This window comes from Silicimonas algicola, from assembly GCF_003148765.1.
GTDB classification, from domain to species: Bacteria; Pseudomonadota; Alphaproteobacteria; order Rhodobacterales; family Rhodobacteraceae; genus Silicimonas; species Silicimonas algicola.
The window spans coordinates 62585-84456 of sequence record NZ_QGGV01000014.1 but is presented as its reverse complement, the minus strand read 5'-3'; the positions used below and the strand labels follow the sequence as shown (position 1 = coordinate 84456).

The following is a 21872-nucleotide window of genomic DNA, read 5'->3' as shown; positions in this document are numbered from 1 at the left end:
CACGCCGCGCACACAGGCCGGACAAATGACCGCTACCTGCTTCGATCCAAGTCGCTCGAGAAAAACCTTGCAAAACCGGAGCCGTCCACAAATGACAAGACCGGTCTCCCTGGTGGCGCCAGGCTGCAAGGCAATTTCCTCGGTAGCCTGATGATCCTGTCGACGTCTTCCTCGGGACGATCCGGGCGGCCGCACCGAAATACTTGGGGAGCACTCACACCAGGCCGCCCGGTGGGGCAGGAGGGGTCGGCCCCACCGTGCAACATAAAGGTGCCCACCTTGTTCCGACGCACCTGCTTCACAAGCCGCCAGCGCACGCTGCTTTGCCCTCTCCAGCGTATTGTTTACCAGACTTGCGCCTAAATCGCGCCGCGGCGAGCGGTCATTTAAGGAGTGTTGCGCCGAACTGTCCCCTCAGTTCGGATCGGGCGCAGGGCGTACGCGAGTCCGCCTCGCGCCTCATTTCGCCTTCATGCTGTGCGGTCTGAACCGGGCGGGCGGCCGGAAAAAGGCATTCTGCGACGGTAGGCCGCCCGGATGGCAGCCCGTTGGCGGTGGCTACCCACCGTAAAAGCTAGATCAAGAGATCAGGCTAACAATGATCCATCGACAGAACCCAATTACGAGGCTCGGCCCCGCGTCAGCTCTGAGCTAAGACGCGGGGCCCGTCCCTCATCAGAGCAGACGACACGCGTCCTCCCTACCTGCTTCACAAGCCGGCAACGCGCGCTGTTCCTGCCCTGTGGAACCTGGCGACCCCCCGCTGGACTTGGTGCGAGGCGAGGCGCCGCCATCATCTTGATGTAGGCTGAAGTTGCGCCCAGGCATATTAACTAGATTAAAGAACCCAAGAGAAATGGTCCGTGCCATCGTCGCGGCACGCCACAGGGGCGCGAGCCCAAATGTAGCCGCCAAGACTCCTGCTAAGACTGCAATTACGACAAGGATGGCCGCAATCCCCAACGGTCTGCGCATCCCGAACATGCCGCTTGCGCCTTGACCGCAATCCCTCCTTCCCGATCTCGACCATGCCATAGTTTCGATCGCCGGGATCAAAGCCGGCCCGCGACTTCCACCTTGCGTTTGCCTCAGGGAGCGGCAGGAACCGGACCGTCACTGCAGCCGCAACGCATCAGGATCTCGCTCTGAGGCGGCATCGCCGCCTCCGTGGCGATCCAGCAGCTCGCGTCGGACGTCATCACCCCGCTGGTCCAACAGGAGATGGTCGACGATCCCCGCCGGGCTCATCCTACTGGCGGTGACAGTCTTCGGACTGCTTTTGGGGGTGGTTGGCGTGGTCGTCGCCTCGCCGCTGGCGATTGTGACCTGCGTCGCCGTCAAGAAGCTCTACGTCGCCGACACACTCGGCGAGGACACACCCATCCCGACTGAGGCGGCAGCGCAGGACTGAGCAGAGACAGACGGGCAGGGACGGCCCTTGACAGCAGAACTGATCAAATTTCTCCTCAGCGCATGTGGGGCTCTGTCTTATATGGGCTTTTGAGCAGTCTGTTTCAGACTGGCTGTTTGACAGTCGAGACGCCTGACGGAAGGCGGAAGACCTTTGGCGACGGCACCGGCGAGGAAGTTGTGGTCCGTATCACCGACCCAACCCTTGTCAGGCGCATCGTCGTTTCGCCCGAGCTTGGGGCCGGTGAAGGCTACATGGACGGTACTCTCCTGGTCGAGGGAGACCGCCTTCGTGAATTCCTCGCCCTCGCCATGCGCAACATGCAGAGCGGTCAAGGCCGGAGGAACCCCTGGCTTGCGTCCGTTGACGCCTCCCGGTCGGCCTTGCGCCGCTGGCGGACCTACAACCCGATATCCCGGGCAAAGCGAAACGTCGCGCATCACTATGACCTGTCTGGCGAGCTTTATGATCTCTTTCTCGATGAGGACAAGCAGTACAGCTGCGCCTACTTCTCGGAACCGGCGATGAGCCTGGCTGCCGCTCAGGCAGCGAAGAAGCAGCACGTCGCTAAGAAGCTACTTCTCAAACCAGACATGAAGGTCCTCGACATCGGATCCGGGTGGGGCGGTCTTGGACTGACGCTTGCCCGAGACTACGGCGCGCGCGTTCTCGGGATCACCCTGAGCGAAGAGCAACTCGCGGTCGCCAGGTCTCGAGCAAAAGCAGAGGGACTGGAGGATCGGGTGGAATTCCGTCTTGCGGACTACCGCGATGTGTCGGGCGAGTTCGACCGGATCGTATCGGTCGGCATGTTCGAGCATGTCGGCGTGCCCCACTACAAGGACTACTTCCGAAGGGTTCGAGATCTGCTGGCTCCTGATGGCGTCGCGCTGATCCATACGATCGGCCGCTCTCGTCCGCCAGGAGCGACGAGCCCCTGGATCGAGAAATACATCTTCCCGGGCGGCAATATCCCGTCCCTGTCCGAGATGGTCTCGGCGACGGAGAAGGCTGGCCTATGGTATACCGACGTCGAAATCTGGCGGATACACTACGCGGAAACTCTGCGCCATTGGTTCGAACGGTTTACGGCAAACCGTGATCGGGTGCTGGACATCTATGACGAGCGGTTCTTCCGGATGTGGCAGTTTTACCTTGCTGCCGCTGAAATGGCCTTCCGGCATGGGCGCCAGGCGGTCTTCCAGTTGCAACTCGCGAAGGAGCAGACTGCCGTTCCGTTGACACGGAGCTATATGCAGACGGCTTAGATCTCTGTCTATTTACGGTTCAAGTTGGCTGCGCTTGATAAAGCGATCACCGGCAGGCGGGGGATTTCGGCTGATCACCCGGCGTCGGCCATCACATCGCCGACAGTGCCGCAAGCAGAATTTCGTCGCTCCGTTTCGTCGTCTCGTCGTCCCGCAGCATGGAATAGCCGGTCGGATCGATCCAAAGCGAAATCAGCCCAAGCCGCTTCGCTCGGCTGTTCATGCGCAATCCAGTCCGCTCGTCCCGAACCACGCCGTCGCTGCCGATGCGGAAACGCAAGCGACGGAGGTTGAGCGGAAAGAACCTACGTGTCTCGTCCTCGCCGTCCCACTGGTGATAGACCTCGTCGAAAATCCGCACGTTGCTCTCGGAACCGCCCCTTTGCAGGTCCTCGGCTATTTTCCCCACGCGGTCGATCGAGACGTTCCTGTCCCAACCGCCGAGCAGATGCGTCACCGGAGCGCCGGTCGTCGCCGGGTCGTCCAACCTCGGGACGCTGCAGCCATAGTAGGAGACATGCGTGCCGAACCGTGTCCCGTCCGGCATGAAAGTCCTCGCGAGCTGTTCGTAGGCGGCGAGGACCGCAATCATGCCGCCATAGGAAAACCCGATTACGCCGATCCGGTCCGGATCGACGTCGGATCGACCGGCCAGATAGCGCAGGCCGGTGAATGCGTCGCTCAGCATCATCGCCTCGCTGACCCGGAGCGCGCGCACGACGTCACCGCGCGCGCCGACGTTCCGGGTAGTGAAGCTGTCGATCACCAGAGAAGCATAGCCGTGCTCGGAAAGCTTGCGGCCGTACCGCCGCTCGCGGCTGTCCTTCGGCCCTCCGAGCCCGTCGAGGATCACCACTCCGGGCCAAGGCCCGGAACCGTCCTTGGGCAGGTGAAGATCGGCGCAAAGCCCCAGTGTCTCGACGTTGTCAGGCTCGAGCATGTCCCGCAGCAGGAGTGGGTTCGGCGTGTCAATTGTCGGCTTTTCCATCGGTTACGCTCCATTCGGTCCTCCGCCGAGAAGGCGGTCACGGGCCAGGATCTGCAATCCGGCGAGCAGATCGGCATCGAGAATGACGCGCGGCACCTTGTTCTGCCCGCCAAGCTTGCCGCGGCGGCGCATCCATTCCGCGAAGGTGCCGGGCAGTACAACCAGCACCTCGGGCGGACCCATTCCGATGTCGCCGTGGCGGTGGGCCTCGTAGTCTTCGTTCGCCGCGGAAAGCCGCTGGTCGAGGCCGGTTGCGACGGCCGCCGCGTCGGGCATCTGACCGGGCTCGAACTCGATCACGAACAGGTGGCGACCGCGGCTTTCGGTGCGATCCGGATAGATCGCTCCCACCGCGTAGTCGCGCACCTGCGCATCTTGCGCCTCGGCCGCCCCGACCACCGCATCCTCGATTTCCTCGCCGGTCAGATGTTCTCCGAAGGCAGACAGAAAGCTGGACGTGCGGCCGGTCACAAGCAGGCGCGGCGGATTTAGGTCGATGAGCCGCACTGTATCGCCGAGAAGATAGGACCAAAGCCCCGCGTTGCTCGACACGACCAGCGCATATTCCCGCCCGAGTTCGGCAGTGCCGACCCAGTGGCGTTCCGGCGCAGGCTCGTTCAGCGTTTCGACAGGCACGAACTCGAAGAACAGGCCGTTGTCGATCAGCATGCGCAGGCCTTCGCCCGGACCACGGTCGGCAAGTGCGATGAAACCCTCGCTCGCCGGATATACCTCGCGCAGCTCGGCGCGACTGCCCTCCAACCAGTCGGCGAAAATGCGGCGGTAGGGCGCAAAGCTCATTCCGCCGTGCACGATAAGGTCGAGCTCGGGATATATTTCCGCCAGCCGACGCTTGCCGGTCAGTTCGGCAAGCCGCTCAAAAAACAAGAGAAGCCAATTAGGCGTCCCCGCGACCGTGCGGATCGGCTCGCCAAGCGAGGCGCGACCCAGGCTCTCCATCTTGCGCTCCCAGTCGGCCTCGCGTGCCAATGACATCGGGGGAAAGATGAACGGCTCCGCCCAGAGCGGCGCCTCCCGTCGGGCGATCCCGGTCAGGTCTCCACAGAAGACGCCGGGCGCAAGCTGACTCAGATCAACGGTCCCGCCCAGCATGAAGTTCTTGCCGCCCAGCACCCGGCTCGCGGGACAATGCTCCAGATGATGCGCCATCAGATCGACGCCGGCGGCGCGGTTTGAGCGGGCCATTGCCTTGCCGACGGGCAGGTACTTGGTTCGCCCGGTCGAGGTTCCCGAACTTGCTGCGAGGTAGGGGATCGGCCCCTGCCAGGTCTGTCCGCCGATGTTCGGGAAATCGGCTTTCCAATAGCCCTCCCAGAAATTCTCGTATTGGCGCAACGGAACACGCGCCTGGTATTCCTCCACCGACGCGATGCTGCCGAAACCATGCTCGAGCCCGAACCGGCACTCGCGTGCGCGGGCAAGCAGCCCCGCCAGCACCCGGCGTTGGGTCGCGACCGGATCCAACCGTGCCAGCCGGCGGAGACGGGTCCGGGTATACGTGCGCAGCAGCGGAGTTGCGTCCAGCATTGCTCAGGCCCTCTGCGTCGGTGGCGTCAGCACCGTGACGTGCGGATGCTCGGCCCGCACCGTCTCGGCCCGCATCGGAACGCGGATCAATTCTCCTTTGCGCCATAATGGCAGATGGTCAGCGAATGTGGTCGATCCAAGCCAGCCATCCTGCCCGCCGAGCAGGACGAGATGATTGGCGTCCATGTCGGACAGGTCGAATATGTGCCGCGCCTGCGCCCCGAAGCCGACGCTGTGGCGGCCACGCACGAAGCCGTGGCGCGACTTCATAAGGGTCTCGTTGCTGCCGCCGACGGGAAAGTCCCCGACGCGGTAGCGACGGCCGACCAGCGGCAGACGCATCAGCGGGTGCCCCAGCCGAAGACGATGGATGGCTCCCCAGGTCTTGTAGTAGCGGAACAGCCACTCGCTTCGGCGGGTGGCGGCGACCACGATCCCGCTCAGCGCTTCCGGCGCCAGCCGTGCAAGCTCCCGGTCGAGCAGCCCCAAGGCATGCCAGCTTGCGGCATAGATGGCGCGTGTGGCCGGCATCGGTAGCCGCTGAACGATGTTGCCTGCGATCAGTTCGAACCCAAGAGCCCCGGCGGAGTTCTCATCGTAACGCCCGTCCCAGTCTGCCACAGCCGCCGAGACCGACGGCTTCGGCGGGAGGTGAGGTGCCAACCGGTCGCGAACCTGCAAGGCCGAATGCGCCGCCACATCGAGTTGCAGTCGGGCCAAGAAGGGCACGTCTGCCCCCTCAGCCGCGCCAAGCAGCTGACGCAGCCGCGCGACGCGGTCCGGCGGCGAGAAAAACCGGCCGATGACGATTGCGCCGGGTGGCGGCTCGTCGTTGGCCGAGGCGATGACCCCCTCCGGCGGATCAACCGCCTGCGGCAGCGCGTCGGGGCCCACAGTCTCGCGCCAATGGTCGAGTGCGTCGGCCTCGGAGACAATATCGACGGGTGGCGTCGGGGGCCGCCGCGGAAGTGTCGCCGCCGTCACCCGACCGATCCGGCCGGCGGCGTCAGCATAAACCAGCGTCAGCCCCGGGACGGCGTAGCTGCTTAGCGCCGCCCTGAAGCTGTCCCAGTCCCGCGCCCCCGCCACGTCCAGCAGCGCCGTCACCTCGTCGCTAGGCCGGCGCCCCATCCAGTGCAGGGCCAGCGGTTCGTCGATCCCCAGGAGGTCGACGTCGGAGATCACCGGACCGAAGGCGCTCTCGCGCACCTCCACGTCCCGCGTCCGGCCCCAGCGCACCCCTATCTGATCGCGTCGAGCCCGGACCGCTGCGTCGGTCCGGCCCTTGAGGCGGACAAGCTCGCTGCTCGCGGCGTGAAGGTTGGTTCCGCCCCACGCGATGTGACGGTTACGCCCGGGCGCAAGCATCGGAACCGCAGGCACCATCAGCCCGACGGCATGATAGCTGGGCGAGCGCAGGCCAACCGCGATCCACAGGTTCGGCAACTGGATTCCGAGATGCGGATCTCCTCCCATCAGCGGCTTGCCCGACGCCGTGCGCGCGCCTGCCAGAGCATAGGCGTTGCTGCCCGGTCGCCCGAACCGGTCGAACACCGCACCGAGCCCGCCAAGGCTCGGCTCAGGCAGCGCGTCGCTGCCGATCAGCCGCGCCCATGACGTCGGCCAGTCCGGACGACCGCGCAGCTTGATCAGCCGCAGCCAGACCTTCCAGGTGAAATCGGTCGAGGCAAGACGCATCACCGCCATCAACTCCTCAAGCCTCCATGGTTTTGGCGGCGCATCGATCAGGGCCAGATCGCGCGGTATGGCCGTTTGCGACGCAATTTGGTGGTTGAGCCCGGAGAGAAACCGTTCCACCCAGTCGCGCCCCTCTGGCGACATCGCCGCGAGACATGTCCGGCCAGCCTCCACGAAACCGATAGTCCGAAGCGCATGATCTAACCCAGCCGCAGGCGCGCCAAGTACCTCGGCAAGGCGTCCGGTCGCGATCCTGCGCATCATTTCGATCTGCGCCATCCGCAGGTGCGCATGAACGACACCGAGCGCCACTGCGAGATCGCCGTCGCATTCAGCGTCTATAAAGGGGATCTGCCGGTCGCTCCAGGCTATCCGGACCGGCCGCTGCACGGGAGCGTCTGCGACCGCCACCATCGCCAGTCGCTCACCGACGCTGATCTGCGGGAGACGTCCCGCCCGCATCGCGCGGACCCACAACCCAAGCCCGAGCCGGACGCCGTCCCGCGCCACCGCAAACCGCCCTGGCATCTCACTGCATCGTGCGTGCTCCATTGTGATGGGTAATGCCTGCGGTCGGCGATGTGTTCCGCTTCGGGCGAGCCCGTGACCTTTGTCAGAGGGCATTGAGAGCGGTCTTGCAGAAACGCTCGGGTACAAGATCACCCATCGCCAGGCGGCAGATTGAGCCTTCATCCGGAATGACTGCTCACCCGGACCCGCGAATGGAGTTCCGGGCTGACGCCTCCGTGCAGCAGGTCCGCGACGTCCGCGGCGAGGGCGGGCATCGGTCGTGCGTTATCAACGCCAGCGGATAACCTTGGCGCTGGTCTTGAAGTGCCGGAACGGGATGCGCTGCGTCATCATTGGAGCCTAAGCTGCTGCCGCGGAGGTCACAGCAAGGTGCGTCTGACCCCACCCCCTTGAAACTCTACCGGACGCTCGATCCGTCCGATGTCGACCTCAGCTTTGCCGGACGCCTGCACGACGCGAACGCGTCCCTTGGCGGCATTGAGCGTCTTAGGACGGAGGATGCATTGCTGCTGGTTCTGCGGGGTGATCGATGGCTGTTGACGGACCGCCAGGGCACGGCCGTGTTTTGTCTGGCGAAGAAATTTGCGCCGCCGGCCGGGGCGAACTTCCTGCATGGCAGCGTCCACGCGATCTCGATGCGGGTCCGTGAGGATTCCGCGGAGGAATACCATGGGTACCTCAGGCGTGAGACATGGAGCGTTGTGCTGCCGGAACCGGTGTTCGAGCCTGTTTTGGCCCCTCTCGCGCTGGAGAGTCCGGCCGAAACGCCCACAACTGCAGGCGTGGGAAAAAGTCGGAATGGTACCGCTGATCTACGGCGGACGACGGTGTTGTCCTGACCCCCTAGGCGCCGCCTCCAATCAGCGCGACTGTCCGGGTAGGCGCGGCACGGCATTCGACCCCAGGCGATAATCCGGGGGGTACGGGGCGGGACGCGACATCCGCCGTTTTGAACGGACAACGGATGCTGTCAGCGGCACGAGTGTTTCACGGTCATCTAAGATCTACTTATAGTTGAATTCTTGGTTTGTTTCGGGAAATCGCTCTTCGCCGTCTCTGCAGGGCAGGGCGCCCGCTCCTCGACAAGATGCTCGATCCAGGCCGCGCGCGCCTTTCGGAGCTCGGCCCGCGCCTCGCTCACATACCGCCGTGCCAGGCGCTTCTCACGCTCGAAGGCTGTCCGCCTCGCAGCCTGCTCCTGAAGAGCGCCTTCAAGGACCTCGGTGGCGATCCCGCGGAGCCCGGGAGTGTCGGACGGCACTTCGAGGAGACAACGCAGTAGAGTGTCCTGGGCCGTGCACTCCGGAGCTTCGATCGGCGTCCGTCTCGCAGCGGTCTCAGTCTGAAGCGCGCGCGCTTCGGCAGCGGCAAGCCGGAGCGCCACCTGCATCCTCCGCTCCCCAAACATGGCGTCACCGAGCGTCGGTTCCGGCGCATCGAGGATGATCCGGAGCACGCGCTCGGTCACTTCGGGGTCCGTCGCCGAAGTCGCGCCGTGACGCCGCGCGTTCCCGGCGACGATACGCTTGCCTTCGGCCGTCCGTGGACCCGTGCTCGAGCTGGCGTTCATCCGGTTTCGCCGTAGGATTGCCTCGGCGCTCACGCGTCGATGACCTCCGCTTCGACGGGGCGCGCAGCCTGCAACGCGTCGTAGTCGCGCTTCACCGCCCGCCGCCGGGCTTCGAGCTCGACGATCTTCTCCTCATGGTACGCGACCCTATTCCCGAACCTGCGGTGGGCTTCGCCCAGAAGCTCCATGGGCGTCATTCCGAGCTCGGTGATCTGGGTGAGGGCTTTGTCGCGCACGCTGCGGTCGAGGGACGTGACGCGATCGGCGAGGTCCGTGCCGGCGGCACGGGCCGCCGCGGGGTCGAATTCGTGCGGCTCCTTCCAGGCGTGCGCACTGTGACCCTCGGCGATCCAGGCGTCGTGATGTGCGTCTAGTTCCGAGTCATGGTCATCGCGTTCGCGATTGACGACAGCTTCGATAATCGCGTCCCGGATGTTCTGACCAAGCGCCACATCGCGGAGGCGGCGATGTTGAACGAGCTCGAATTCGATGGCGATGAGGTTCTCGGCAACCAGATCCTCGTACGACGTGGCCGGCGCCAGAGCCTGGGCGAGGCCGGAGCGGAAGATTGCGAAAAACTCCGGATCTTCACCCAGGAGAGGATCACGGGGAGGCACGAGGTCCGGGAAGCTCCTGACGACGATGCGGGCGGGAAGAGACGGCGATCTGGGCACGTTTGCTGCTCCTTTTTTTGCGATCAATCTTGCTGTCGTGATGGAAGACCGGTGAAGGCCGCTCCTCCGATGCTCTCTGAAAACACACCTGTCCCCGTTGGCTGTCGCTCTTTCTTTGCCATTCGGTCTTGCGTGGAGCGGGGGCAGCGGATCAAGGATCGCGTCGCCCTCGAGACCGGGACTAGGGTTCGACATCTTCATCGATATCGTCATCGATAATGGGGCGGGGTTTGCGCCGACCTTTGTATGAAACCTGAAGCCTGGAACCTGCGTCCATCGCGTGTGCAATAATTGCAGCCAGCCTATCTTCCTTCTTTACGAAATCCTTCGGATCGAGTTGGGGCGGTCTACCGTATGCGCGATCTACGATCGCTTGGGACGCCTTTAGACGTACCGAGTCGTCAAGGCTGTTTTCGGCAATCTGAACGATGGCTTGAAAGGCGGCGACGGCATGTTCCATGGCCATAGATTGCAGGGTTGGCTTGGGACGGGAGGGACGCTTTGTCTTACGCATGCGGATCAAATCGGCCGTTTCAGGCGGCCGTCCTTTCGATGTGTGGTTTGGTGATCGAGGTGAGATGGCGTGACCGCTCGGCCGTCTGTTTCGACGTGCACGAGAAGAAACTGTGCCAATGAGGAATGGACCGCTGTTTCGGTCTGGGGAGGTGTCCGCCAATTTTCCCGCCTCGCTCCGTCAGATACGGGGCGTTGAATATCCGATGAGTGACAGCAAGCCGTTCGATCCACCGCTTATCGGGAGCGAAGGTCGGGTTGGCCGCATGCGGGAAGTGGAGGGAGGAAAACGAAAGGCTGCGCACGGCACCGTCGAACGTCGCCGCCTTCGCGGGAAGCACACGAGCGCTCTCGGGCAAATCATTAAGGGAGTGGTGGCGCATGCCCGAAGACGTCGACCGGCAGCAGGTTTATCCGCGGCGATCCGAGGCGACTGGCGGCGTAGATGCTCACCGGATCCTCGTAAATCTCGCGCGGTGTGCCGAACTGCACCAACCGACCCCGGTCGAGCACGCCGACATGGGTGGCCATCGTCATCGCCTCGGTCTGGTCGTGGGTGACATAGAGCAGCGTGGCGCCCGACATGGCTTGAATGTTCTTCAGCTCCACCCGCAGATCGGCCCGCAGCTTGGCGTCCAGCGAACTCAGCGGTTCGTCCATCAGATAGACCGAAGGATCACGCACCAGCGCCCGCCCGATCGACACCCGTTGCATTTCCCCACCCGAAAGTGCGGTCGATTTGTTGTCGAGCTTGTGGGAGATCTGGAGCACCTCGGCTACCTCGCCGACCTTGCGGTCGATCTCGGCTCGCTGCGTGCGCAACACAGGCGACTTCAGCGGAAACTCGAGGTTCTCGCGCACGGTCAGATGCGGGTAGAGGGAGTACTGCTGGAACACCATCGCCACATCGCGTTGCGCGGGGGTCAGGCCCGTCATGTCGCGCCCGCCGATCGAGATGCGCCCCTGGTCCGGTACGTCGAGCCCCGAGACCATGCGCAGCGTTGTCGTCTTGCCCGCGCCAGTGGGGCCAAGCAACACGACGAAGGCGCCATCGGGCACGGTCAGCGTCACGTCGTCCAGTGCGACGTTCTCGCCGAAGCTCCTGGATACCTTGCTCAGGGCAACTTCAGCCATGGACCAGCACCTCATGGTTCGCTTCCGAAACCAGGGCGCGCCCCGTGACGCCGTCAAACACCGTCAGCGTACGGGCATCGAATGCGAGGCCGGTATGCGTGCCGGTGCGGACAACCTCGTGGGACGGGATGCGCGCCTTGACCCTTCCGAAGGCGGTGTCGAGCGTGACGATCTGGGTGGTTCCGAGGTATTCCGCAGCAACGATCTCGCCGCGATAGGGAGCCTCGTCGCTGAGGTGCAGATGCTCGGGTCGGACCCCCAGCGTGAGCGCTCCCATGGCGGCCTCGAGCTGGCGCGGCACGTCAATGCGTGTCTCGCCAATCGTCAGTTCGGTGTCACCCGCGGTCACGGCGCCGTCGAAATCGAGGAAGTTCATCGGCGGCGAGCCGATGAAGGCGGCGACAAAGCGGGTGGCGGGCCAATCGTAGATCTGCTGCGGCACGCCGAACTGCTCCACGACGCCGTGGTTCATGACCACGATCTTGTCGCCCATCTGCATGGCTTCCAGCTGGTCGTGGGTCACGTAAACGGTCGTCGCGCCCATCCGGTCATGCAGGGCGCGCAACTCTTCGGACATGTGCTCTCGAAATTCGGCGTCGAGCGCGCCCAGCGGTTCGTCCATCAGGAAGGCCTTTGGGCTGCGCACGATTGCCCGCCCCAGCGCCACGCGCTGACGGTCTCCGCCCGAGAGCCCTCCGACCGGGCGGTCCAGCAGCCCCTCGATCCCGAGGATCTTCGCAACTTCCGCTACCTTGCGCCTGGCGTCCGCCCGCGACATTCCCTGGCTTAAGAGCGGATAGCTGATGTTCTTGCCCACGTTCATATGAGGGTAGAGGGCGAACATCTGGAAAACGAAGGCAATATCGCGTTGGCTTGCGCGCTTCATGCCCACTTCCTCGCCGTCGATATAGATTTCTCCACTGGTCGGCAGTTCCAGGCCCGCCATCATCCGCAACGTCGTCGTCTTGCCACAGCCAGAGGGGCCGAGCAGCATGAAGAACTCGCCGTCCTCGACGGTGAAGGTCGAGGCCTTCACGGCGTTGAAGGAACCGAAGTCCTTGCGCAGGTTCTCAATCCGGATCTGCGCCATAGGCTACTCCGCGAAGTGGCTGACGATGACGAACATCACCGTGCCGATGAGGGTGACGATGAAGGAGTAGGTGAACAGCTCCATTACGAATGGCTGCATCAGCATGATGACCCCCAGGGCGATCAGGGTGCTGGCCACCATCTCCCAGGCACCTCGGCGCAGTCGCAGGAGTTCCTTGAGAAAGCCGTTCATTTGCGCACCGCTCCGAAGGTGATCCCGCGCAGCAGGTGTTTGCGCAACAGGATGGTGAAGACCATGACGGGCACGAGGAAGATCGTCGCACCCGCCGCCACGGCGGGCCAGTCTTTGCCGCCCACCCCGATGATTGTCGGAATGAAGGGCGGCGCTGTCTGGGCGGCGCCCGAGGTGAGCAGCACCGCGAAGGCGTACTCGTTCCAGGCGAATATCAGGCAGAAGATCGCTGTCGAGGCGATGCCGGTGGCGGCCTGGGGCAGCACCACCTTGATGAAGGCCTGAAAGCGGGTGTAGCCGTCGATCAGTGCCGCCTCTTCGTATTCCACCGGGATCTCGTCGATGAAGCCCTTCAGCAGCCACACCGAAAGCGACAGGTTCACCGCCGTGTAGAGCAGGATCATGCCCAGGTGCGTATCGTTCAGGCCAATCTCTCGGAACATCAGGAAGATCGGGATGGCGACGGCGATAGGCGGCATCATCCGTGTGGATAGGATGAAGAAAAGCAGATCGTCCTTCAGCGGTACCCGGAACCGGGAGAAGGCATAGGCCGCCGCGGTGCCGAGCACCATGCACAGGGCCGTCGAGCCGAAGCCGATGATGATCGAGTTCAGGTAGCGTTCGCCGTAGCGTGAGGGCCCAGCGATGACCATGCCCTGGTCGCGCACGATCTGCTCGTACCAGCTCGACGCCGGGGGCAGGGCGGCAAAGTCGTTCTCTGTGACGCGGGTACGGGTGGTGAAAAGGTTGACGTAGCCTTCGAGGCTTGGCTCGAACACAAGCTTGGGCGGGTATGCGATTGCGTCGGCGGGTGATTTGAAACCGGTGGCGATGATCCAGACCAGGGGCAGTATGGTGATGATCGCATAGCCGATCACCAGGATTCCGGCCAACCACTTGGCGGCGGGGCTCGGGCTGGTGACGGAGAAGCTCATCGTTCTTTAACCTTCGTCAGCGCTTTCACGTAAATGGAGGCGAGGCCAAACACGGTGACAAAGAGGATCACGGCGTAGGCCGACGAATAGCCGGTGCGCCATCGCTCGAAGGCCTCGCGCTTGAGGTCGATCGACGTGAGCGTGGTGGTGTTGCCGGGTCCCCCGCCTGTGAGCTGCACCACGAGGTCGAACATCTTGAAGTTCTCGATGCCCCGGAACAGGACTGCCAGCATCAGGAAGGGCAGGGCCATGGGGATCGTCAGCGTCCAGAACTGCCGCCACTTGCTGGCCCGGTCGCACTCGGCAGCCTCGTAGATGCTGTCCGGGATCGAGCGCAGGCCGGCGAGACAGATCAGCATGACAAAGGGCGTCCACATCCAGGTGTCGGCAATGATGATGGCCCAAGGTGCCAGGTTCACGTCGCCAATCATCGAGAAGGAGGCAGGGTCGGCACCGGTGAAGAAGGCGATGACGTAGTTGAAAAGGCCGATCTGCGGCTGGTAGAGAAACGTCCAGAAATTGCCCACCACAGCCGGGCTCAGCATCATCGGCAGCACGATTATGGTGGTCCACAGATCGTTGCCGCGAAATTTCATGTTGATCAGGTAGGCCAGGGCGAAGCCGATCAGCACCTGCAGAACGATGGTCCAGATCAGGAAATGCGCGGTGGCCTGCATCGTGCTCCAGATGCCGCTATCGCTCAGGATTCGCTGGTAATTCTCCAGGCCCACCCACTCTGCCTCGCGGTTCGGACGGTTCACCCGGTAGTCGGTGAAGCTGAGCCTGATCGTCCAGATCAGCGGAAAGATGTTGACCGCCAGCAGCAGGAAGATCGACGGGGCGACGAAGATCCAGGCGATGGTGCGGTCCGAGAGTCCGCGGATGCGTCTGGCCATCGGCGCGGGGGTGGCACGCGCGATCTTGTCCATCGAAGCGTCGGTCATAGGAAGTGTCCTTGACGATGATTACAGCGGTGCGGTCCGCACCGGAATGATCATCCGTATTGGCTGATCCTGCAAAGGCCGAGATGCGCGTCGCGTCCCTGTCGAGGAAGAAGGACCGGACGCACCTGCGCCCGGTCCGGGCAGAGCGTCAAAGCTTGCCTTCGTCCTCGAAGATCACGGTCCATTCCTCGACCAGGCCGTCGAGGGCCTCTTGCGCGGTGCCGTTGCCGGCGATCACGTAGTCGTGGATCTTCTCCTGCATCGCGAGCAGCAGGTCCGCATAGGCAGGCTCGGCCCAGAAATCCTTCACGATGGCCATGCTATCGAGGAAGGTCTGCGCATAGGGTTGGCTCGAGGCAAAGCCCGGATCCTCGACCACCGCCTTCAGCGCGGAATAGCCGCCAAGCTCCCACCAGCGCGCCTGAATCTCGGGCTGGGCGAACCACTTGATGTACTCAAGCGCCGCATCCTGCTTGGACGAATAGGCCACCACCGAAATCCCCTGTCCGCCGAGCTGGGCGAACTGCCCCGCGGGGCCGGCCGGATTGGGGAAGTAGCCGGACTTGCCGCCGCCCACGTTCGGGTCGGCCTCGACGCCGGGCCAGATGAACGCAAAGTTCATCTGCAGAGCGACTTGGCCTGATTTGTAGGCGTCGATGTTCTCGCCCATGTACCAGTTGGAAGATCCCGGAGGGGGGCCGACGTCGTAGAGCGCCTTGTAGAATTCCAGCCCCTCGACGGCTCCCGGCGAGTTGACGAACCCTTCCATCTCGTAAGGCTTCTCGGGATTCTCGTAGAGGAAGCCGTAGTTGTAGAGCGCGTTGGTCACCCCCATGGTGATGCCTTCCGAGCCCCGCTCGGTGTAGATCGCAGCGCCATAGACGGTGTTGCCGTCGATGTCGCGCCCCTCGAAAAATTCAGCGATGTCCTTCAGCTCTGCCAGCGTTGCCGGCACGCCCAGGTCACGACCGTACTTTTCCTTGAATTCGGCCTGCAGTTCAGGCCGCTCGAACCAGTCCTTGCGATAGGTCCAGCCCACCACATCGCCGAACGCCGGAAGCGCCCAATAGTTCGGCGTGCCCTTGGGCCACTCGGAATAGCCGGTGACCGTGGCGGGGATGAAGTCGTCCATCGTGATGTCTTCGGCGTCGAAGAAATCGTTGAGCTTCACGTAGTGGCCGCTCTCGGCGCCGCCGCCGATCCACTGGCTGTCGCCGATCATCAGGTCGCAAAGTTGCCCGCCCGAGTTCAGCTCGTTGAGCATCCGATCGGCGAAGTTGGGCCAAGGCACGAACTCGAAGCTCATCTTGTGACCGGACTTCTCTTCGAAGTCCTTGCTGAGTTCGACCAGCGCGTTTGCCGGATCCCATGCGGCCCAGCACAGCGTCAGATCTTCGGCCTGCGCCGACGTGGCTCCGGCAGCCAGAAATGCGCCGGTTGCGACAGTGGCCATGAATTGTTTTTTCATCGATTCATCCTCCCTGGACATCGCCACCGTCGCCGTGACTTCGCGACTCAACGATGAAATATTCATAAATGAGGCACGTGCCTCAAAGCAACAATTCTCTGATGCACGTGCCTCAAATGCATGTATAACGTTCATGATGACGCGGCTTCACACTGGAAGGGTGCGACTTGAGAGTCCGTAAGGATTTGATTTATGGATGAAAAATCTGAACCTGCCGACCTTTTGGGCATTCTGCGACCGACAACGAAGGATCTGGCCCGTGTGGCCGGAGTAAGCCGCGCGACAGTCGATCGCGTTCTCAATGGGCGCGACGGCGTGAGACCCGACACGGTCAAGAAGGTCAATGCTGCGATCAGGGACCTGGGCTTCGTCCGCAACCTCTCGGCGGCAAACCTCGCGAAGGGCAAAAGCTACCGGTTCCTGTTCGTCCTGCCCCGGTCAGGCGACCAGTTTCTGGAGGAGATCCACCGTCACATCGCCGAAGCCAACACCCTCTACACGTCCGAGATGATCCGCGCGAACGTGCACCAGATCGAAGAGCATGACCCACATCGGATCGCTGGATATCTGTCCAGTCTATCTTCGCAGGACGTCGACGGCGTGGCGATCATGGCACCCGAAACGCCGCAAGTGCGCGACGCGATCACGAGGCTGCGTGAGCGTGGCGTCTGCGCTTTGCCATTCATTTCCAATCAGGCGCTGTCCGGCGGCAACTGGGTCGGGATCGACAACCGCGCCGCCGGTTGCACGGCCGGCACTCTGCTGGGCCGATTCATCCATGCGGCGCAAGGCAAGATCCTCGTCGTGGCTGAGAGCATGCAATCGCGCGACAGCCTTGAACGACGCCTTGGATTTGACGAGGTGATGAATAACCAGTTTCACAATCTGACACCGCTACCCACGATCGAGACCTACGGTTCCGCAGAACGCGCGCAACGTGTCGTGAGAGCTGCCATCGACCGAAATCCAGAGATCGTCGGAGTCTACATCCTGGCCTCGGAAGCCCGGATACCGGGCGAGGTTTTGGAGGCTGCGCGCTTTGTCGAGCCTGTCGTTGCCATAGCTCACGAACGAACCCCATTTACGTCGGCAGCTCTCACGTCCGGACTGCTCGATGCGGTCATAACGCAGGATCCGGGCCATCTTGTCCGAAGCGCAATTCGCCGGCTACGCGCCATGACCGACAACCTCACCACGTTGAATTCCCAGGAAAGGATACGTATCGAGGTGTTGCTCCAAACGAACCTGTAACAACTCTTCACAATCCACCTGAGACATCTCTTTTTCGCCGGCCAGCGGCTAGCAGCGATGAGTGCGGTCAGACCAAAGGGAACCCGCAGGGAGTGGCTGCCATGAACCTCTAGAAGCAAACGTCGGACCGAACGGGCTTCATCGGCAACAGATCATCTGAGGCGAACGTCGACACCACGCTCATTAAGAAAATCTTCAAAGTTTCGGGTAGTGCTGTGGTTCGTCATCGGCCGAGGCTAGGGCAGGTACAAACCTTCTGAAGTCGAGTTCTTCCTACATTGTATCACGACAGGTTAAAGCTGTGTCAGGTTCGAATGCCTTGTTTCTTTGGTTGCTCGACTTTCGTTTGTCGCAAATTCTTACTGTCACGTACAAAGGTCCTTCGCCTCGCGTCGCCATTTAGGAGTGCTCCAGAACGGCCTCGACCTGCGCCGCGAACTTCGCCGCTGCGACGGGCAGTGTCCGTCCTTTCAACTGGCAGAGATAAAGCAGGCCTTCCGGAACATCGCGGGTGTCGACCTTTCGCGAAACGATGGATTCCCCGGTTCCGGCAACCGGCAAACCCACGGGGATCTGGAACGAGATCAGTCGTTCCCGGCTGGGATAGTGGCGCAGGAATTCGAAGCTGTCCGATTCCACCGCGATGTGCAGGTCGACGGACGACCGCAACATCGCCAAGTCGATCAGGTGCCGCACGCCGTATTGCGCGGTCGGGAGGCCGATTGGGAATGCGGCACAGTCTCGGAGGCGAATGGTCTCGCGTCCCGCGAGAGGGTGATCCTTTGCCATCACGGCGTGCAGCGGCTGTCGGGTTGTGATGAGGACCTGGATCTCCCGCAGCCGCACAGGTTCGAAGACGATGGCGATGTCCGTGTTCATTTCGACCAGCGACTGTTCGGCCGCGGCGCGGTCGCGGAGGCTGACGCCGAAGGTCACGGCGGGGTGGTCGCGGCGATAGCGCGAGATCTGCTCGGGCAGAAAGTACGGCAGCAGCGCCTGACTGCACGCGATCGACACGTGCCCTCGCCTTTCACCGGACAAGTCGGCGATCTGACTTTTCAACTTCTCGAAGTCCGACAACTGACCTCGGATGTGGGCAATCAGGAGTTCGCCCGCCGTCGACAGCCGGACGCCTCTCGGCAACCGCTCGAAGATGTCCACTCCAAGCTCGTTCTCGAGCGTTAGGAGACGGCGGTTCAGGGCGGTCGATGTGATCGCGAGGGTTTCCGCCGCCTTCCGGATCGAGCCGGCCCTGGCGATGGCATCGACGTACTGCAGCGGCATCAGGTGCCTGCTCGACATGGGACACTTCCTCGAGTCCGATGCATTTCTTGCAGCGGTACAGTGCAATGTTAGCAGAAGACAGCAGCACTTTTCCCCTCTTTTGTTGTCGCGGGAGCAGGTGGGTCACCGCTGCAAGAAAAGCCGCGCCTAGCTCGAAGACTTCGACCGGAGACATCCAGACATGACCATGAATACGTTTTCCCGACGCGGCGTCCTGAGGGGCGGTGCTGCACTTCTGGGAGCAACAACACTTGGCGCCATTCCAAGGACCGCCAGGGCCCAAGGCACCATGACCGTCGGCTTCATCTACGTCGGCCCGAGGGACGACTTCGGTTACAACCAGGCCCACGCCGAGGGAGCGGCCGCCGTCAAGGCGATGGAAGGCGTGACGGTCGTCGAAGAGGAGAATGTCGCCGAAACCGTGGACGTGCAGAAGTCGATGGAGTCCATGATCAACTTCGACGGCGCGTCGCTCATTTTTCCGACCTCTTTCGGCTACTTCGACCCTCATGTCCTGGCCGTCGCCCCGAAGTACCCCGAGGTGCGGCTTCGAACACGCCGCGGGACTTTGGTCCGAAGGGATGCCGACCAACGTCGGCTCGTACTTCGGCTACATCGGCCTTGGCCAGTACCTGAACGGCATCGTCGCCGGACACATGTCGACGACCAGGAAGCTGGGCTTCGTGGCCGCCAAACCGATCCCGCAGGTGCTGCAGAACATCAACTCGTACCTTCTCGGCGCCCGCCAGGTCGATCCCGCGATCACGTGTCAGGTCATCTTCACGGGTGAATGGTCGCTGGCCGTGAAAGAGGCCGAAGCCACGAACGCGCTCGCCGATGCCGGATGCGACGTCATTACCTGCCACGTGGACGGGCCCAAGGTGGTGATGGAAACCGCCGCCGGTCGCGACTGTTTCGTCTGCGGGTACCACGCCAATCAGACACCCCTTGCTCCCGAAAGGTATCTGACTGGCGCCGAATGGAACTGGCCGGGCGTTTACACCCGCATGGTGCAGACGATGCTCGACGGGGGCACGATCTCGAACTTTGACCGGGGTGGTCTGGCCGAGGGCTACATCAAGATGTCCCCCCTCGGGCCCGCGGTCAGCGACACCGCCAGAAATCAGTTCGAGGCAACGATGGCCGACATGATGAAGGGCGGCTTCGCGGCCTACAAGGGTCCGCTCCTCGATAACAAAGGGAACACGATCCTTGGCGACGGAGCCTCCCTCCTCGAAACCGACATCGCGCTGGAAAGCATGGATTATCTGGTCGAGGGCGTGGTCGGCGCGACGTCGTGACGGCATCGCAGGAGGCAGGGCAAGGGGCATGACCATCGCCGATCCAGTAGATATCGGCACCCGCGAGCGGTTCTCGTCCGAGGGTTGGCTCGCCTGGCTTGCACGGCGGTCCGAGGCCGTAGTCATCCCCGTCCTGGCGCTCCTTGCGGGACTTGCGGTGTTCGGTGTGTTCCTGATGCTGGTTGGAAAGTCTCCGGCAGACTTCTATGGCCTGGTCTTTCAGGCCGCGTATGGGTCTTCCTTTTCCTGGCAGAACACCCTGTCACGTACCGGACCGCTTCTGTTCGCCGCGCTGTGCGTGGCTTTGCCGGCGAAGCTGGGGCTTGTCGTCATCGGAGGCGAGGGTGCGATCGTGCTGGGCGGCGTCGCGGCGGGTGCGCTTGCCGCTGCCCTGGCATCCTGGCCAGGCGCCATCGCCATCCCCGTTCTGGGATTGGCCGCGTCCTTCGTAGGAGCGGTCTGGATCGGGGCGATTGGCTGGTTGCGGTACGCGCGCGGCGTCAACGAGACCATCGCCAGCCTGCTCACGGCCTACATCGCTATTGCGCTGATGAACCACTTGGTTGAGGGGCCGTTCCGCGATCCGGCGAGTCTCAACAAGCCGTCGACGGCCCCCTTGGCCGAACACCTACGGGTAGGGAACATCCCCGGTTGGGATGTGCATTGGGGGCTTGCAGTGGGTGTCGTAGTCTGCATTCTATCGTGGCTCTTGATCGACCGCACGACCTGGGGGTTCGCGGCGCGGATCGCCGGTGGCAACGTGCGCGCGGCCGAGGTGCAGGGACTGCCGGTCGGCCGGCTCATCATCAGCTTCACCGCCCTGGGCGGAGCCTTCGCGGGTCTCGCGGGCATGTTTGAAGTGACGGCGGTCCACGGCTCGGCCAACGCCTCGTTGGCGGCGGGATACGGCTACACGGGGATCCTGATCGCCTTTCTCGCGCGGCAGAATCCGCTGGCCATCATACCCGTAGCGATCCTGCTCGCGGGCTTCGAGGCGTCGTCCGGCCTGATCCAGCGGCGAATGGACCTGCCGGACGCCACCGTCCTGGTGCTCCAGGGTTTCGTCTTCGTGGCGATCCTGCTGTCCGAGTCGCTTTACGGCCGGTTCAAGATCTTCGCGCCGGAACGCTGGAGGGCGGGCTGATGGAGAACGACCTCGGCCTTTGGGCGATACCCATCGCGATTGTCGGCGGTGCGATCCGAGTGTCGACCCCGTTCCTCTTCGTGTCGCTCGGTGAAGTGCTGACCGAGCGGTCGGGGCGGATCAACCTCGGTCTGGAAGGCACGCTCGTCTTCGGCGCCATGTCGGGTTATGCCGTCGCCTACCAGACCGGCTCGCCCTGGGCCGGAGTCCTGGCCGCGGCCTTCGCCGGCGCCATCTTCGGCCTGGTCCACGGAGTTCTCTGCTCGATCCCCAAGGTCAACGACATTGCCATCGGGATCGCGATGATGCTGCTCGGCATGGGCCTCGCCTACTTCTTTGGCAAGCCCTACATCCAACCGGTCGCGCCGGACCTTCCGTCGTTCCCGCTCGGCTGGTGGTCTGACCTTCCGCAGGTTCAGGCTGCCTTGCGGATCAACGTACTATTTATCCTTGGCATCGCTCTCGCATTTGCGCTCTGGTGGATGTTCCGCGCCACCCGCGTCGGTCTTGTGATCCGCGTCGTCGGGGATTCAACCGACGCCGCGCGCGCGATGGGGCTGAGGCCATCCGTCGTCCGCACCTTCGCGACGGCGGCGGGCGGCGCCTTCGCAGGGATCGGCGGCGCCTATCTCTCGCTCTATTACCCTGGAAGCTGGAACGAAGGTATCTCGTCCGGACAAGGTCTGATGGCGGTGGCGCTGGTCATCTTCGCACGCTGGAACCCGATCGCCTGCTTCGGCGCCTCGCTTCTCTTTGGCGGCGCGGGCGCGCTCGGTCCCGCCTTGCAGTCGGTCGGTGTCTCGGAGGGCTACTATCTCTACTACGCGGCGCCCTATGTCCTCACGCTTTTTGTCCTGATCGCGATTTCGTCGAAGTCGCAGGCGATCACGGGCGCTCCCGGCGAACTTAGCATCACAAAATAGGAGAA

Annotated in this window: 19 protein-coding genes and 1 pseudogene; 7 read left to right on the top strand and 13 right to left on the bottom strand. The window is 63.1% G+C overall.

Going from position 1 to position 21872, the window contains the following annotated elements; translation table 11 throughout:
• Positions 1-1258 precede the first annotated feature (1258 nt).
• Positions 1259-1411 (top strand): hypothetical protein, encoded by a 153-nt coding sequence (locus C8D95_RS22195; RefSeq protein ID WP_164721583.1) that lies wholly within the window; start codon positions 1259-1261, stop codon positions 1409-1411.
• 62 nt (positions 1412-1473) lie between these two features.
• Positions 1474-2679 (top strand): SAM-dependent methyltransferase, encoded by a 1206-nt coding sequence (locus tag C8D95_RS20880; RefSeq protein WP_109761138.1) that lies wholly within the window; start codon positions 1474-1476, stop codon positions 2677-2679.
• A 91-nt stretch (positions 2680-2770) separates the two neighbouring features.
• Here the strand turns inward: C8D95_RS20880 and C8D95_RS20875 are convergent, their stop codons facing one another.
• From C8D95_RS20875 to C8D95_RS20865, 3 genes are read right to left on the bottom strand one after another with little or no spacing between them, the layout of a single operon-like run.
• A complete protein-coding gene (locus C8D95_RS20875; RefSeq protein WP_109761137.1) occupies positions 2771-3667 on the bottom strand; it encodes a dienelactone hydrolase family protein in 897 nt (298 codons plus the stop codon).
• A gap of 3 nt (positions 3668-3670) precedes the next feature.
• On the bottom strand, positions 3671-5215 hold the full coding sequence (locus C8D95_RS20870; protein ID WP_109761136.1) for a GH3 family acyl-acid amido synthetase: 1545 nt from the start codon (positions 5213-5215) through the stop codon (positions 3671-3673).
• Positions 5216-5218: 3 nt separating this feature from the next.
• Positions 5219-7441: a penicillin acylase family protein gene (locus C8D95_RS20865; protein ID WP_164721584.1), complete on the bottom strand. Its 2223-nt coding sequence runs from the start codon at positions 7439-7441 to the stop codon at positions 5219-5221.
• 392 nt (positions 7442-7833) lie between these two features.
• Here C8D95_RS20865 and C8D95_RS20860 point away from each other — a divergent pair, with 392 nt between their 5' ends.
• The gene (locus C8D95_RS20860; protein ID WP_126918504.1) at positions 7834-8283 is read left to right on the top strand and encodes a hypothetical protein; all 450 of its coding nucleotides are present in this window, start codon (positions 7834-7836) and stop codon (positions 8281-8283) included.
• A gap of 158 nt (positions 8284-8441) precedes the next feature.
• Here the strand turns inward: C8D95_RS20860 and C8D95_RS20855 are convergent, their stop codons facing one another.
• The 9 genes and pseudogenes from C8D95_RS20855 to C8D95_RS20815 all read right to left on the bottom strand — a co-directional run bounded on the left by C8D95_RS20855 (position 8442) and on the right by C8D95_RS20815 (position 15964).
• Positions 8442-9014: a hypothetical protein gene (locus tag C8D95_RS20855; RefSeq protein ID WP_126918505.1), complete on the bottom strand. Its 573-nt coding sequence runs from the start codon at positions 9012-9014 to the stop codon at positions 8442-8444.
• A gap of 29 nt (positions 9015-9043) precedes the next feature.
• Positions 9044-9688, bottom strand: a complete 645-nt coding sequence (locus C8D95_RS20850; RefSeq protein ID WP_109761132.1) for a hypothetical protein — start codon at positions 9686-9688, stop codon at positions 9044-9046.
• A gap of 181 nt (positions 9689-9869) precedes the next feature.
• A complete protein-coding gene (locus tag C8D95_RS20845) occupies positions 9870-10202 on the bottom strand; it encodes a hypothetical protein (RefSeq protein WP_109761131.1) in 333 nt (110 codons plus the stop codon).
• Between the two features lie 374 nt (positions 10203-10576).
• A pseudogene (locus tag C8D95_RS20840) lies at positions 10577-11335 on the bottom strand (ABC transporter ATP-binding protein); the annotation flags it as partial.
• Complete coding sequence (locus C8D95_RS20835; RefSeq protein WP_109761130.1) at positions 11328-12425, bottom strand: ABC transporter ATP-binding protein; 1098 nt, start codon at positions 12423-12425, stop codon at positions 11328-11330. The pseudogene C8D95_RS20840 and the gene C8D95_RS20835, both read right to left, overlap by 8 nt.
• Positions 12426-12428: 3 nt before the next feature.
• A complete protein-coding gene (locus C8D95_RS20830) occupies positions 12429-12617 on the bottom strand; it encodes a hypothetical protein (protein ID WP_109761129.1) in 189 nt (62 codons plus the stop codon).
• The gene (locus tag C8D95_RS20825; protein ID WP_109761128.1) at positions 12614-13552 is read right to left on the bottom strand and encodes a carbohydrate ABC transporter permease; all 939 of its coding nucleotides are present in this window, start codon (positions 13550-13552) and stop codon (positions 12614-12616) included. The genes C8D95_RS20830 and C8D95_RS20825 overlap by 4 nt, the downstream gene beginning before the upstream one ends.
• Positions 13549-14496 (bottom strand): carbohydrate ABC transporter permease, encoded by a 948-nt coding sequence (locus tag C8D95_RS20820; protein ID WP_109761127.1) that lies wholly within the window; start codon positions 14494-14496, stop codon positions 13549-13551. Before C8D95_RS20820 ends, C8D95_RS20825 begins: the two co-directional genes overlap by 4 nt.
• 148 nt (positions 14497-14644) lie before the next feature.
• Positions 14645-15964 carry an ABC transporter substrate-binding protein gene (locus tag C8D95_RS20815; RefSeq protein ID WP_109761126.1) on the bottom strand — a complete coding sequence of 440 codons (1320 nt, stop codon included), beginning with the start codon at positions 15962-15964 and terminating at the stop codon, positions 14645-14647.
• Between the two features lie 192 nt (positions 15965-16156).
• On the opposite strand from C8D95_RS20815, the gene C8D95_RS20810 reads away from it, so the two are divergent.
• The gene (locus C8D95_RS20810) at positions 16157-17215 is read left to right on the top strand and encodes a LacI family DNA-binding transcriptional regulator (RefSeq protein ID WP_109761125.1); all 1059 of its coding nucleotides are present in this window, start codon (positions 16157-16159) and stop codon (positions 17213-17215) included.
• Between the two features lie 399 nt (positions 17216-17614).
• Here C8D95_RS20810 and C8D95_RS20805 read toward each other — a convergent pair whose 3' ends face one another.
• Positions 17615-18517, bottom strand: coding sequence for a LysR family transcriptional regulator (locus tag C8D95_RS20805; RefSeq protein ID WP_109761124.1), 903 nt, complete (start codon positions 18515-18517; stop codon positions 17615-17617).
• A gap of 563 nt (positions 18518-19080) precedes the next feature.
• Here C8D95_RS20805 and C8D95_RS22660 point away from each other — a divergent pair.
• The 3 genes from C8D95_RS22660 to C8D95_RS20790 are packed head-to-tail and all read left to right on the top strand — an operon-like array spanning position 19081 to position 21867.
• Positions 19081-19800, top strand: coding sequence for a BMP family ABC transporter substrate-binding protein (locus tag C8D95_RS22660; protein ID WP_241239816.1), 720 nt, complete (start codon positions 19081-19083; stop codon positions 19798-19800).
• 28 nt (positions 19801-19828) lie between these two features.
• On the top strand, positions 19829-20944 hold the full coding sequence (locus C8D95_RS20795) for an ABC transporter permease (protein ID WP_109761123.1): 1116 nt from the start codon (positions 19829-19831) through the stop codon (positions 20942-20944).
• Positions 20944-21867 carry an ABC transporter permease gene (locus C8D95_RS20790; RefSeq protein WP_206508445.1) on the top strand — a complete coding sequence of 308 codons (924 nt, stop codon included), beginning with the start codon at positions 20944-20946 and terminating at the stop codon, positions 21865-21867. Before C8D95_RS20795 ends, C8D95_RS20790 begins: the two co-directional genes overlap by 1 nt.
• Positions 21868-21872 lie beyond the last annotated feature (5 nt).

Bases quoted from the DNA above. Each gene is read 5' to 3' on its own strand.
- C8D95_RS20880 (WP_109761138.1), top strand. From the start codon at position 1,474: ATGTGGGGCTCTGTCTTATATGGGCTTTTGAGCAGTCTGTTTCAGACT.
- C8D95_RS20875 (WP_109761137.1), bottom strand. From the start codon at position 3,667: ATGGAAAAGCCGACAATTGACACGCCGAACCCACTCCTGCTGCGGGAC.
- C8D95_RS20870 (WP_109761136.1), bottom strand. From the start codon at position 5,215: ATGCTGGACGCAACTCCGCTGCTGCGCACGTATACCCGGACCCGTCTC.
- C8D95_RS20865 (WP_164721584.1), bottom strand. From the start codon at position 7,441: ATGCCAGGGCGGTTTGCGGTGGCGCGGGACGGCGTCCGGCTCGGGCTT.
- C8D95_RS20855 (WP_126918505.1), bottom strand. From the start codon at position 9,014: ATGAACGCCAGCTCGAGCACGGGTCCACGGACGGCCGAAGGCAAGCGT.
- C8D95_RS20845 (WP_109761131.1), bottom strand. From the start codon at position 10,202: ATGCGTAAGACAAAGCGTCCCTCCCGTCCCAAGCCAACCCTGCAATCT.
- C8D95_RS20835 (WP_109761130.1), bottom strand. From the start codon at position 12,425: ATGGCGCAGATCCGGATTGAGAACCTGCGCAAGGACTTCGGTTCCTTC.
- C8D95_RS20830 (WP_109761129.1), bottom strand. From the start codon at position 12,617: ATGAACGGCTTTCTCAAGGAACTCCTGCGACTGCGCCGAGGTGCCTGG.
- C8D95_RS20825 (WP_109761128.1), bottom strand. From the start codon at position 13,552: ATGAGCTTCTCCGTCACCAGCCCGAGCCCCGCCGCCAAGTGGTTGGCC.
- C8D95_RS20820 (WP_109761127.1), bottom strand. From the start codon at position 14,496: ATGACCGACGCTTCGATGGACAAGATCGCGCGTGCCACCCCCGCGCCG.
- C8D95_RS20815 (WP_109761126.1), bottom strand. From the start codon at position 15,964: ATGAAAAAACAATTCATGGCCACTGTCGCAACCGGCGCATTTCTGGCT.
- C8D95_RS20810 (WP_109761125.1), top strand. From the start codon at position 16,157: ATGGATGAAAAATCTGAACCTGCCGACCTTTTGGGCATTCTGCGACCG.
- C8D95_RS20805 (WP_109761124.1), bottom strand. From the start codon at position 18,517: ATGTCGAGCAGGCACCTGATGCCGCTGCAGTACGTCGATGCCATCGCC.
- C8D95_RS22660 (WP_241239816.1), top strand. From the start codon at position 19,081: ATGCCGACCAACGTCGGCTCGTACTTCGGCTACATCGGCCTTGGCCAG.
- C8D95_RS20795 (WP_109761123.1), top strand. From the start codon at position 19,829: ATGACCATCGCCGATCCAGTAGATATCGGCACCCGCGAGCGGTTCTCG.
- C8D95_RS20790 (WP_206508445.1), top strand. From the start codon at position 20,944: ATGGAGAACGACCTCGGCCTTTGGGCGATACCCATCGCGATTGTCGGC.